This is a genomic window from Flavobacterium sp. 38-13 (assembly GCF_001899155.1).
Taxonomy (GTDB): domain Bacteria; phylum Bacteroidota; class Bacteroidia; order Flavobacteriales; family Flavobacteriaceae; genus Flavobacterium; species Flavobacterium lindanitolerans.
In genome coordinates, this window is record NZ_MKVG01000001.1 from 1 (window position 1) to 14,563 (window position 14,563).

The window sequence follows — 14,563 nt, forward strand, 5'->3', positions numbered from 1 at the left end:
TTTCTTACAGTCTAAGGAATAACAGTCCTCAATCTTTATTTCATAACTTTTGAGATTAGTTAGAAAATCATTTAAAAAATCAAAAATTATGACAAAAAAGAAAACATTAGCCGAAATCGCTGAACATTGGAAGAACGACAAAAAACTTTATGTAAAAAAATCAACTTTTTCGGCTTATATGCTATTACTGGAAAATCATTTATTGCCTGTATTCAAAAACCATTCTGAAATTGAAGAAAAAGATGTTCAGAAATTTGTATTTCAAAAACTGGAGCAGGGACTAAGTCAGAAAAGTATAAAAGACATTCTTATTGTCCTAAAAATGGTGTTAAAATTTGGAGCTAAGAATAAATGGATTGAGTTTATCAATTTTGATATTCAATATCCCACAGTAAGGGAAACCCACACGATTGAAGTTTTGAGCAGAACACATCAGAAAAAAGTGATGAGCTATATTCAGGAGCATTTTACCTTTAGGAATTTAGGTGTTTATATCTGCCTCTGTTCAGGAATGCGAATTGGTGAAATTTGTGCCCTTACGTGGGAAGATATCGATACGGATAACGGGATTATCAACATTCGTAAAACTATCCAAAGAATCTACGTGATTGAAGATGGAGAACGTAAAACCGAACTTCTTATTGACACCCCAAAAACTAAAAATTCAATCCGTGAAATTCCAATTACCAGAGAACTTCTGAGAATGCTGAAACCTTTTAAGAAAATTGTAAATCCTGCTTTTTATGTTTTAACCAATGACTCCAAACCCACAGAACCAAGAACCTACCGAAGTTATTATAAAAACCTAATGCGCTACTTAGAAATCCCGGATATTAAATTTCATGGATTACGTCATAGTTTTGCTACACGATGCATTGAGAGCAATTGCGACTACAAAACAGTAAGTGTCCTGTTGGGGCATTCCAATATTAGCACCACTCTCAACTTGTATGTTCATCCTAATCTGGAACAGAAGAAAAAAGCAATCGACCAAATGTTTAAAGCACTCAAATAATTGCACTCATCATATATTATTTATTAAATTTGAAGGAACAATTAAAATTTTGTCAGATTTTTTAGGTCTGGCAAAATTTTCATCAACCTCATAACATCAAAGAATGTCAAGCCAACCTGAATATATTTTAGAACAGAAATTAGTTGAACAATTACAGCAATTAGGGCATAAAAAAGTAAAAATCTGTAATGAAAATGACCTGATTAAAAATCTAAAAACGCAACTCGAAATTCATAATAAAAAAACATTCTCTGACAAAGAATTTGAAAAAATTCTGAACCATCTTTCAAAGGGAAATGTTTTCGAGAAGGCAAAAATTCTTCGGGACAAGTTTCATTTTATCAAAGATGATGGAAGTTCGGAATGGATTGAGTTTATCAGCCAGGACCACTGGTGTCAGAATCAGTTTCAGGTCACCAATCAGATTGCTCAGGAAGGCAGTTATAAAAACAGATACGATGTAACAATACTAATCAATGGACTGCCCTTAGTCCAGATTGAGCTAAAACGTCGTGGTCTGGAAATGAAAGAAGCTTTCAACCAAATCAACCGTTACCATCATCAGTCTTTTAATTCAGGAAGCGGATTATTCAATTATGTTCAGCTGTTTATTATCAGTAACGGAGTTAATACGAAATATTACTCCAACAACGCCAAGCAGACTTTTAAGCAAACTTTCTTTTGGTCTGATGAACACAACAATAACATCACGCAGTTGGAACCTTTTGCACAGGCATTTTTAGAACCTTGCCATATTGCTAAAATGATTACTAAGTATATCGTTTTGAATGAAACGAATAAAATATTGATGGTTCTAAGACCTTATCAATATTATGCTGTTGAGAAAATTGTTGACCGGGTAAGAAATACCGATAAAAACGGTTTCATCTGGCATACAACAGGTTCGGGAAAAACATTGACTTCCTTTAAAGCCAGCCAGATTCTGAAAGAAATCCCAAAAGTAGAGAAAGTTGTTTTTGTGGTTGACAGAAAGGATTTGGATTATCAGACCCAAAAAGAATTCGATGCCTTTGAAAAAGGAAGTGTAGATGCCACAGAAAACACTGCCCATCTGGTTAAACAGCTTTCGGATAATACAAAGCTGATTGTTACCACTTTACAAAAACTCAATACCGCCATTACCAAAGAAAAACATGGCAACAAAATAGACAAGCTGAAAGATAAAAAAGTGGTTTTTATTTTCGACGAATGCCACAGAAGCCAGTTTGGAGATACGCATCAGAATATCAAGAAATATTTTAAAAATGCCCAAATGATTGGCTTTACCGGAACTCCCATTTCTGAAGTCAATTCGATTGGGAAAATAGACGGAGCTCCGGCAACCACAAACAGGCTTTTTGAGGATTGTCTGCACAAGTATGTGATTACCGATGCTATTCGCGATGATAATGTTTTGAAGTTTTCTGTGGAATATGTCGGAAGATACAAGGAGAAAGAAGGTAGCAATACTTACATAGATACTGACGTTGAGGCAATAGATACGCAAGAGCTTTTGGAAAGCCCGAAACGTCTTGAAAAAATTGCAGATTATCTTATCGCAGAATATGGAAGAAAAACACACAGCGGTACCTTTAATGCAATGTTTTGTGTAAGTAGTATTGATGTTTTGCAGAAATATTATGACCTCTTTCAGAAAAAGAAAGAAGAAGGTAAACATCAGTTAAAGATTGCTACCATTTTCAGTTATGGAACCAATGAAGAATCGAAAGATGCAGATGGAATTTATGACGAACCCGAGTTCAGGATGGTTGCAGAACCACAGGCTCAATATGGGGATTCCCATAGCAGAAATGTATTAGAAAAATATATTGGTCATTATAATGAAATGTTTGGGACGAACTTTTCTACAAAGGACTCTCAGACTTTTTACAACTATTATAATGACGTTGCCAAAAGAGTTCGCAGTAAAGAAGTTGACTTAATCATTGTTGTCAACATGTTTCTCACAGGATTTGACAGTCCGCAACTGAATACTTTATTTGTAGATAAAAACCTGAAATATCACGGATTGATTCAGGCATTTTCCCGCACCAACAGACTTTTAGGCGAAAAGAAATCGCAAGGCAATATTGTTTGTTTCCGAAATCTTAAATCGGCAACCGATGATGCTGTTACGTTGTTTTCCAATAAAGAAGCGATTCGGGAAATCATCATCCATCCTATTGAAGATTATATCGAGCTTTTCAATTCTGCTTTAGAAACACTAAAATTAGTTGCGCCCGAGGTTGACAGTGTCAACAGCTATCAAACCGAACAGGACAAGTTTGAGTTCATTACGGCTTTTCGTGAACTAATGCGTGTTCTGAATATTTTAAAATCATTTGCAGATTTCGATTTTGACAAATTGGAAATGACCGAGTTTGAATTTGATGGATACAAAAGTAAATATCTCGATTTATGGACCGAAATTAAAGGAAAAAAAGATGGTGGCGAAGGAAAGGCAAGTATTTTGGATGATGTAGATTTTGAGCTGGAATTAATTCATCGTGATGAAATAAATGTAGACTATATAATTTCATTATTAGCCAACCTTACGGACTCCAATCTGAAAGGTGATAAACTGGAACTAAAGAAAAAAGAAATCAGGGATATTCTTTCGGGAGATGCTAAACTGAGAAGCAAAAAAGAACTGATAGAGAAATTTATAGAAGAAAATCTGCCTCATATTTCTGACGGTAATAATGTAAATGAAGAATTTGAGAAATTCTGGAATAATGAAAAAAACGCTGCTTTTGACAAAATTGCTACTGAAGAATCTTTGAATAAAGATAGATTCAGAGATGCTATTGATGATTTTCTTTTTACGGCTAAAACGCCTAAAATTAGTGATACTTTAAAACTTCTTGAAGTAAAGCCAAAACTCACTGAAAGGAATAATATAGGCAGGAGAATTATTCAGAAAGTGCAAAATTTTGTCGACGTTTTCGTTGATGGAGTTAACGCCTAGTTTTTGAAGATTCGTTCATTACCCCTAACAAATCAACAACAACCGATATTCACCCCTTTCCACAGGCGCCCTATGCACACATGGCAAAACCTTTTGCTCCGGATGGTCTACCGCCAATCGCCAAAGATGTCCCAATCCTAAATTAACAGGTTGAGCAATTGGTTTAGCCTGATAATGCAAGTCAAAATAATTCTCCTTTAAAAAATCTTCAAATTCTGATTCTGGTCCGTCGTGTAATTCTTTCAGTTTTTCCCGAATTTCCGGAATCAGGATTTTTTGTAGAACCTCATCGTTTGGTATAATATCACTTGCAGCTCCATAGTAAGTACATAAAAAAGTATCTGTACCCACAGGTGAACGGTCTACATGCCAGGAATAAACATCGGTTGAAATAAAATCGAACTCATCATCCCGTTCATAGCGTTTCAACAAATTAAGAGAAGGCGATGCTCCGAAATCGGTTAATAATTGCAGGTCATTGAGTATAATTTCTCTGGCAACATTTCCCTTTTCTGATAATTGCAATGCTAAAAGATCTTCAATGGAAACTTCGGTAATATTTTCCTTTAATTGCAACTTCGTCACAATTTCTTTAAAATCTCCGTCTAAATTTCTGTGCCAGCATAGTGCATTAGTATTACCCAGAAAATGAGTATTCATCAATTCAGAAAATGAAGCCACTACTCCAACCTGATTGTTATCGGAAAATCTGTTACTCATATTTTAATAAAGCCTGTTTACATTTTTTCATACATCCGTTTTGGCAAAATTTTTAAGAGAAAAGCAATCAAACCCCATCTTTTTGTTATGTAGGCTGTTCGTTTTTTATTACGAATTGCAGCATAGATTTGCTTTGCCGCTTTTTCGGGAGTTGCTACCCAAAACTGCCCATCACCCTTAGCCATATCGGTAGCAACAAAACCCGGACGAATATCGGTTACGGTTATGTCATGTTTTGCTTTTCCTGCCTTTTGCCGCAATCCTTCCAGGTAATTAATCTGATAGGATTTGCTGGCATTATATGAGGGTGCAATACGATTGCCCCTTATGCCCGCAAGCGATGTAATACCTACTAAATGTCCGGATTGCTGTTTTTCAAAGTATTGATAAGTCCAGTCTGCAACAAAGGTAAATCCGGTAACGTTAGTATCAATAGTCTTTTTTTCTATATCGAAGTCAAGTATCGGATTAAAGTCTCCTGTTCCGGAACTGATAACCAGCAAATCCATACCTCCTAATTTATGAACCAATTCATCGAGTTTATTTGAAAGCGTGTCGATTTCTGTAATGTCTAACTGTAAGATTTCAAAAGCTTGTGGATTTCCAGTCTGGATAGCTTCAAGTAGTTGCTTTCTCCTACCCGTTAGGCCTACCTTATATCCGTTGTTTGAAAGAATTTTTGCCAGTTCTTTTCCAATTCCGGATGTGGCACCAATAATAATTGCTTTTTTCATAAAAATGGTAAAGGCTTATTTTGCTTTTATGCCAAATATACGTAAAAGGATAAACAGGAATAAAAATCAAAATACAATCCATATCAATTTGCAGATTCAAAAATCTCGTTTTGACAGGTATTCTTTTATGTGATTTAGCAACGTTTAACTTCTTTCAAAAGAAATAGTTTTGGATATAAAACAACAAAATTATGAACAATTGCAATAACATAAAATTGAAAAGCATCATGTTTTATTATATTATAAACATTAACGTTTATACCTTAAAATACTTACTTTTAAAGTTAATTATTTTGAAAATACCGGTTAACTTACTGTTAAAAAGATTAAACCGCTAGGTCATGTAATTAAATTCTCTATATATTTACACCCTGAAAATAAGCACATATGAAAACACTTACAGGCCAAAATGATTTAGATTTTACCAGAGTCTTCCTCACAACAGGGATGTCCGGAACCCAAAAATTGGAAACAAATAAACGGCACCTTATTACCTTTTATCAGTTATAGATAAGAATTACTCCCATTCTTGCAAGCAAACTGTTTGGTCGGATTACATCCGTTCAAAAGCATACATATGATTTCTTCCTACATCCAATTGAAATAGGTTTCGAAATTCAATAGTCTTGCCTTATCTAAAATTTTAAGCGTGTAACCCTAAACCGGAAACCCAGTCCTGCGTTTCCGCGGTAGCGTATTTTTTATTTACTCATCTTTAATAGTATTCGACTGATTATACAGTTTTCGGAAACAATTCCGCATCTGTCTATAAGTCATTTTTGTAGCAATTCTGCAGCAATCGCTGTCTGGAATAGCTTCTAATTAATGATTCCTTTAAAGAATCGGGATTGAGAACAAATTAAATTGATTTAAAGATGAGAAAATTACATTCTACTTATTTATTGGCCTTTTTGCTTTTTGGCTATACCCATAGCTTTGCAAAAAAACATTTATCATCAAACAATGATGTGGCAACCGTATTGGCTAAAAAATCTGTATTGTACAGCCTTATTGACAATATGCCGGATGATAGTAGTGTATTCTATAAAAAAGACGCACACAATACAACCAATAATAGTAGTAGCTATAAAAACCCTGTAGGTAAAAATTACCTTCAAAACACCAACGCAGCTACTGGCGTTACAGAAACAGTTTCAATACCGGAAGCCAATACTGTCGCCCCGGAAAACTTTATCACTGTCTGGGATATGAGCAAACCTCACGGACCGTTAGGCAGTTCTTCGGCTTTGCGTTTTGGCATTACAACCTTGCCAAACACACCGGTCAATTATAGCTGGACGGCCTCTGGTGGCAATAGCGGCAATGGTACCATACCTGCAAACAGTACTCAAGCTTTGATTACAGGTCTACCTGCAAATCAATTAATTACATTAACCATAGCACCCGACTTCACCGCTTTTAACCAAATAGAACCTAGACGACTTGTGGACATTTCCCAATGGGGCAGCGTAGCATGGAAAACTATGGAAAATGCTTTCTTAGGCTGTACCTACCTAAAAGTAACTGCTACGGATATTCCAGATCTTACGGGAGTAAGCAGCATGAAGGGAATGTTTTATGGATGTTCGGAACTTGACACCATTCCCAACATAGAAAGCTGGAATACAGAAAATATAACCGACATGTCCACTGTTTTTAGGCAGGCTTTTGCTTTTAACGGCAATATAGGCAGTTGGAATACAGAAAAGGTAACCACTATGGAAGGTCTTTTTTATGACGCAAAAGCTTTTAATCAGAATATTGGAAACTGGAATACAGAAAAAGTCACCAATATGCGTGCTATGTTTTATCAGGCAGAAACTTTCAATCAGGACATCAGCCGTTGGAATACCATTTCAGTAAAGAATATGGACTTTATGTTTGGTTATACCTATGTTTTCAATCAAAACATAAGTAGCTGGAATACCGCAAATGTAATCAATATGGGGTATATGTTCCAGAATGCCAAAGCTTTCAACCAAAACATAAGCAACTGGAATACAACTTCCGTAACAGATATGAGAGAGATGTTTTTCAGGGCTACTAAATTCAACCAAAACATTGGTAGCTGGCAGCTTAATGCTTATGCAAATATGGGCAATATGTTGGATGAATCCGGATTGGACTGTACAAACTACTCGGCAACACTGTATGGCTGGGCCAACAACCCAAACACCCCTCCCGGACGTAGACTCGGGGCGTTGGGCATACAATACGGAAACAATATTACAGCATACAGAACTTTGTTGACCAACAACAAAGGCTGGGTTATTATAGGAGATAGCCCGAGCGGACAAAATTGCGGACGTTCACAAACCATTACAGCAACCGAAATGGTCAAAACCTACGGTGACTTACCTTTTGTACCAACCGCAACAGCAAGTTCCGGTCTGGAAGTAAGCTATGTTTCAGCGGATAATAGTATAGCAGAACCCTTTCAGGACAGAGCAGACGGTAACAAATGGAAGCTAAAAATAAAAAAAGCAGGACAGGTAAGAGTCACGGCAAAACAGGCCGGAAACGAAATTTTTGTTCAAGCTCCCGACGTTTTCTTTTACCTGACAATACTAAAGGCACCCTTAACCATCACAGCCGATGCCAAATCAAAAGAATTTGGTGCGGCAGACCCTGTCTTAACTTTTACCGCCAACGGATTGGTAAATGGCGATACCCAGGCCGTAATTTCCGGTACTTTACGAAGAGCCTTTGGTGAAACAATAGGCACCTATCCCATTACACAGGGAGGCTTAACCGCGGCGAACTATATCATCAGCTATACCGGAGCCGATTTTACCATCACCAATGCTACCGGAGATTTTATTACCGTATGGGACATGACCAAAATAAGTACTCATACAATAATATCATCCGTCAACATTACTACCTTGCCATCGCCAAACAATGTGGTCAGATACTTCTGGACAGCTCCCGATGGCAGCAGCGGTAGTGGCACCGTTACCAACTCCACCCCATCAGGCTTCCAAATTTTCATACCTCCCAACAAGCCAACAATTACACTCCATATAAAACCTGAGAATCTGGCATCAGTTGTCATTTTTAATGAGCCCCGTATTATCGATGTTGCCCAATGGGGAACCGCCGAATGGCGCAGTATGCAAAATGCCTTCTTACAGTGTTCTAACCTCAATGTTACGGCTACAGACATACCGGACCTGAGCAGGGTAACCACTATGAGAACCATGTTTGCGGAGTGTACTTCCCTCACTGGCCCTGCCAACATAGGAAGCTGGGACACGTCAAATGTAACCAATATGATTCAGGTTTTTAGCAGGGCAACCCGTTTCAATCAGGACATCAGCAATTGGGACACACGAAATGTAACCACTATGGCTTATATGTTCAGAGGGGCCTCAGCCTTCAATCAGAATATTGGCAACTGGAATACGTCTAATGTGACCGATATGGAAGCAATGTTTCAGTTTGCTCAGGCATTTAACCAGGACATCGGTAGCTGGAACACGGCTAACGTAACCAACATGTCAAACATGTTTTCATACACTATGGTTTTCAATCAAGATATTGGCAGTTGGAACACGGCTAACGTAACCAACATGGGCGCTATGTTTCAGAATACCCAGGCATTTAATCAGGACATCAGCAACTGGAATACCGCAAACGTGACCAACATGGGAGCTATGTTTGCCTATGCCCGAGCATTTAATCAGGACATCAGTAACTGGAATACGGCAAATGTAACTAACATGAGTTATATGTTTCAACAGAATCCGATATTTAATCAGGACATCAGTAACTGGAACACGGCAAATGTAACTAACATGAGTTATATGTTTCAACAGAATCCGATATTTAATCAGGACATAGGCAACTGGAATACGGCAAATGTAACCGATATGTCATATATGTTTGAGAGGAACGGTGCTTTTAATCAGAACATAAGCAACTGGAATACAGCAAATGTAACTGACATGAGTTCCATGTTTCAATATGCCTATGCTTTTAATCAGGACATAGGCGACTGGCAACTGAATCCTGTTGTAAAAATGACTGATATGTTGAGACAGTCGTATCTGGATTGTGCCAGTTACTCTGCAACGCTCAGAGGCTGGGCAGCCAATTCCAATACACCCTCAGGGCGTAACCTTGGAGCTTTATACAGACAATACGGCACCAGTGCCTTAGCAGCACGTACATCACTGACCACTTCCAAAGGCTGGACCATCACAGGCGACAGCCCAAGCGGTACTATCTGCGGAAGACCGTTTGTTACCGTTTGGGATATGGGCATACCTGATGGAAACCAAAGCACTCCAACCAGCCTGCGTTTTGGAATCACCACCTACCAAAATGCACCGGTCAGTTATACCTGGACATCATCAGGAGGCAGCAGTGGCAGTGGTACACTGACAACAAATACTTCCGCCCAGATAACAGGACTGCCTGCCGGTGAAATCATCACCTTAAGCATCGCTTCCGAAATAAAAGCCATTAATATCATGGCAAACAGCAACAACAACATACGACGTCTTATCGACATTACCCAATGGGGAGATGTAGCCTGGAGCACTATGGAAAATGCCTTTAGTGATTGTGTCAATCTCAACGTTACTGCAACTGATATCCCCAATTTGAGTGCAGTACGTTCTATGCGAAAGATGTTTAACAACTGCCAATCGATGACAGGTCCGGCTAACATCGGTAGCTGGAATACGACAACAGTCAACAATATGGAAAGTTTGTTTACAGCTAACATTGTTTTTAATCAAGACATTAGCAGCTGGAATACGGCAAACGTGACCAATATGGGTTATATGTTTAGTGGTGCCAGAGCATTCAATCAGGATTTAAGCAATTGGAATACGTCAAATGTAACCAATATGGAAGGAATGTTTCAGGAATCGAGGGCATCCAACCTAAACATAAGCAACTGGAACACGCAAAATGTAACCAACATGCAGGGAATGTTTGCCTTTTCACCGGTCTTCAATGCGGATATCAGCAACTGGAATACATCAAATGTAACCAATATGAGCTCCATGTTTGGAGGAGCTACTGCCTTTAACCAAAACATCAGTAGTTGGGATACCGCTGCAGTAACGGATATGAACGGTATGTTTGCCAATGCCAAAGCATTTAACCAACCTATTGGCAACTGGAATACCTCAGCAGTAACAAATATGAGGGTAATGTTTGCCGGTGCCAAAAATTTTAACCAGAATATTGGAAACTGGAATACCTCAGCAGTAACCAATATGAGTGGTATGTTTGATTCGGCAACTGCATTTAATAAACCCATAGATAGCTGGAATATTACTGCAGTTACCGATATGCATGGTATGTTCAATTATGCAAGCTCCTTTAATCAGGACCTAAGCCATTGGGATATTTCTTCAGTACTTCGTTTGGGATACATGTTTGTAAATGCTACTGCCTTTAATCAGAATATCGGTAACTGGCAGCTGAATCCAAATGCAGATATGACCAATATGCTGGACCTTTCAGGAATGGATTGCCAGAACTACTCGCTTACGCTGAATGGATGGTCAAACAATCCCAACATTCCTTCCGGACGCAATTTCGGAGCTTCATACAAAAAATACGGCACCAATGCTGAAACGGCAAGAAATTTTTTAATCAACACCAAGGGCTGGACGATTAGAGACGGCGGGCCAAGCGGACAAAACTGCGGGCTTGATCAAACCATTACCGCTACTGATATGGTCAAAATCTACGGCGATGCGCCTTTTGTACCAACGGCAACGGCAAGTTCAGGTCTTGAAGTAAGCTATGTATCTACGGACAACACCATAGCCGAAGCCTTTCAGGACATTGCAGACGGTAATAAATGGAAGCTGAAAATTAAAAAAGCAGGAACAACCTCCATCAGGGCACAACAAGTCGGTAATGAAACTTATAATGCAGCAACAGATGTCATCTTTAGATTGACCATACATAAGGCGCCCTTAACAATAACAGCTGATGCCCTATCCAAAGAATATGGCACAACGGATCCGGCATTGACCTATACCCTAACTGGATTAGTTAATGGCGATGACCAAACGGTTGTTACAGGGGCATTGACCAGAATAGCAGGTGAAGCGGTAGGAACATATGCTATTACACAGGGAACATTAGACACTGAAAACTATATTATTACTTATACTGCAGCAGACTTTACCATTACAACAGCAATGGGAGACTTTGTCACAGTATGGGATATGAGTAAGTATAATGATCATTGGGACCCCGGCAATGATATCATGTTTAATAGTACCATTACGCCTGGCAAATCTGTGGATTATTTTTGGAGTGCATCAGGAGGCAGTACAGGCAGAGGAACAATTACTGAAGGGGGTGAAGTGAGAATCAGTGTGCCGGCAAACGAAATCATTACTCTAAACCTGAAGCCTAGCTATCTCAAAGGTTTTTCAGTCCACTTTTACAACTACGAACGTATAATCGATGTTTCTCAATGGGGTATTGCTGAATGGAATGAAATAAGACAAGCATTTAATAGGTGCATAAATATGAATGTCACAGCTACTGACATCCCTGACTTAAGCATGGTAAGAGATATGAGTTGGATGTTTTCTTATTGTACATCACTTATCGGCACTCCTTCTATCAACAGCTGGAATACGGAAAAAGTAACGAATATGAGGGGTATGTTTTACGATGCCGAAGCCTTTAACCAGAATATTGGCAATTGGAATACTGAAAATGTAACGGATATGGGATATATGTTTGGCGATGCAAAAATATTTAACCAAAACATAAGCAACTGGAATACGGAAAAAGTAACGGATATGAGTGGTATGTTTTACAATGCTGAAGCCTTTAACCAGGATATTGGCAGTTGGAATACAGAAAAGGTAACAAATATGAGCTTTATGTTTAAAAATGCTAAAGCCTTTAACCAGAATATTGGTAACTGGAATACACAAAATGTAACCGATATGTATAGTATGTTTGCCGGTGCGGAAGTCTTTAACCAGGATATTAGTAACTGGAATACTGAAAATGTAATATATATGAACTACATGTTTTGGCAAGCTGGCGTGTTTAATCAGGATATTAGCAACTGGAATACAATAAACGTAACCGGCATGAGTGGTATGTTTATGGATGCCACAACATTTAACCAAAACATAGATAATTGGAATACACAAAATGCAACTGAAATGTCTGATATGTTTAGGGATGCTACATCATTTAACCAAAACTTAGGTAACTGGCAACTCAATCCAAATATTGATATGGCTTATATGCTCAACAATTCAGGAATGGATTGTCAGAACTATTCGTTCACATTGCAAGGCTGGGCAAATAATCCAAACACACCAACAGGACGTAATCTGGGGGCACAAGGAATACAATACGGCACCAATACTCTATCGGCAAGAACAACATTGACCACTGACAAGGGCTGGACTATTACAGGCGACAGCGCAAGTGGACAAAGCTGCGGGTTAGACCAAACCATTACGGCTAATGACATGGTTAAAGCCTATGGTGATGTGCCTTTTGTGCCAACAGCTACTGCAAGTTCAGGTCTCGAAGTGAGCTACACATCTGCAGACAACAGCATAGCCGAAGCTTTTCAAGACACAGCAGACGGAAATAAATGGAAAATCAAAATCCATAAAGCGGGACAAGTCAATATCACCGCAAAACAGGCAGGTAATGAAACCTACAATCCGGCACCGGATGTTGTCTTTGGATTGACCATCAACAAGGCTACCCTAATAGTAACCGCCGACACAATTAGCAAAATATACGGAACCGGAGACCCAATATTGACATACGTGGCTAACGGGTTGGTAAACGGCGATACAGCAACCGCATTAACAGGATTGCTTATCAGAACAGCCGGAGAAGATGTGGGAACCTACTCTATTGGGCAGGGAACATTAAATGCCGAAAATTATACCATCACTTATACAGGAGCGGATTTTAATATCACCAAAGCAACTTTAAATATAGTTGCAGATGATCTATCAAAAGTGTATGGAACAAATGACCCGGTACTGACCTATACCGTAACCGGATTGGCAAACGGTGACGACCAAAGCATCATCAGCGGAACACTCACTAGAGCAGCCGGTGAAGACATAGGAACCTATGCCATCAACCAGGGAACACTGGCAGTAAACGGAAACTACGACATCGCCTACACAGGTGCCGATTTCAATATCACCAAGGCAACACTGAATATCGTTGCTGATGCGAAATCAAAAGCCTACGGAACGGCTGACCCGGCACTGACCTATACCGTAACGGGATTTGCAAACGGTGACGACCATACGGTCATCACGGGAGCCTTAACCAGAACGGCAGGTGAAGACATCGGAACCTATGCCATCAACCAGGGAACACTGGCAGTAAGCGGAAACTATGACATCGCCTACACCGGTGCTGATTTCAACATCACGAAGGCAACCCTGAACATCGTTGCTGATGCCAAGTCGAAAACCTACGGAACGGCTGACCCTGTATTGACCTATACCGTAACCGGATTTGAAAACGGAGACGATCAGTCTGTTATCACAGGTGCCTTAACAAGAGTAGCCGGTGAAAACATCGGTACCTATGCCATCAACCAGGGAACACTGGCAGTAAGCGGAAACTATGACATCGCCTACATCGGTGCTGATTTCAACATCACAAAGGCAACCTTAAATATCGTTGCAGATGCGAAATCAAAAACCTATGGAACGGCTGACCCTGTATTGACCTATACCGTAACCGGATTTGAAAACGGAGACGATCAGTCTGTTATCACAGGCGCTTTAACAAGAATTGCAGGTGAAAACATCGGTACCTATGCCATTGAACAGGGTACGTTGGCAACTACGGCGAACTACGATATTGCCTACACCGGAGCGGATTTCAACATCACCAAGGCAACACTGAATATCGTTGCAGATGCCAAGTCGAAAGCCTACGGTTCAGCCGATCCGGCATTGACCTATACAGTAACGGGATTTGCAAACGGTGACGACCATACGGTTATCACGGGAGCCTTGACCAGAACGGCAGGTGAAAACATCGGTACCTATGCCATCAACCAGGGAACACTGGCCGTAAGCGGGAATTACGACATCGCCTACACCGGTGCCGATTTTAACATCACGAAGGCAACCTTAA

At 39.5% G+C, this 14,563-nt stretch carries 5 protein-coding genes; 3 read left to right on the plus strand and 2 right to left on the minus strand.

All coding sequences use genetic code 11. From position 1 onward, the window contains the following. The first annotated feature begins 88 nt into the window (after window positions 1-88). Window positions 89-1,015, plus strand: coding sequence for a tyrosine-type recombinase/integrase (locus BGO88_RS00005; protein WP_161041746.1), 927 nt, complete (start codon window positions 89-91; stop codon window positions 1,013-1,015). 103 nt (window positions 1,016-1,118) lie between these two features. Continuing rightward, the gene (locus BGO88_RS00010; RefSeq protein ID WP_286705519.1) at window positions 1,119-3,983 is read left to right on the plus strand and encodes a type I restriction endonuclease subunit R; all 2,865 of its coding nucleotides are present in this window, start codon (window positions 1,119-1,121) and stop codon (window positions 3,981-3,983) included. 24 nt (window positions 3,984-4,007) lie between these two features. Here BGO88_RS00010 and BGO88_RS00015 read toward each other — a convergent pair whose 3' ends face one another. Beyond that, window positions 4,008-4,703, minus strand: coding sequence for a DUF1826 domain-containing protein (locus BGO88_RS00015; protein WP_286705520.1), 696 nt, complete (start codon window positions 4,701-4,703; stop codon window positions 4,008-4,010). A 17-nt stretch (window positions 4,704-4,720) separates the two neighbouring features. Then, entirely contained in the window at window positions 4,721-5,437 is a 717-nt protein-coding gene (locus BGO88_RS00020; protein ID WP_286705521.1) for an SDR family NAD(P)-dependent oxidoreductase, read from the minus strand. 875 nt (window positions 5,438-6,312) lie between these two features. Here BGO88_RS00020 and BGO88_RS00025 point away from each other — a divergent pair. Beyond that, the coding region (locus BGO88_RS00025) for a BspA family leucine-rich repeat surface protein (RefSeq protein WP_286705522.1) at window positions 6,313-14,563 on the plus strand (8,251 nt) is incomplete at its 3' end.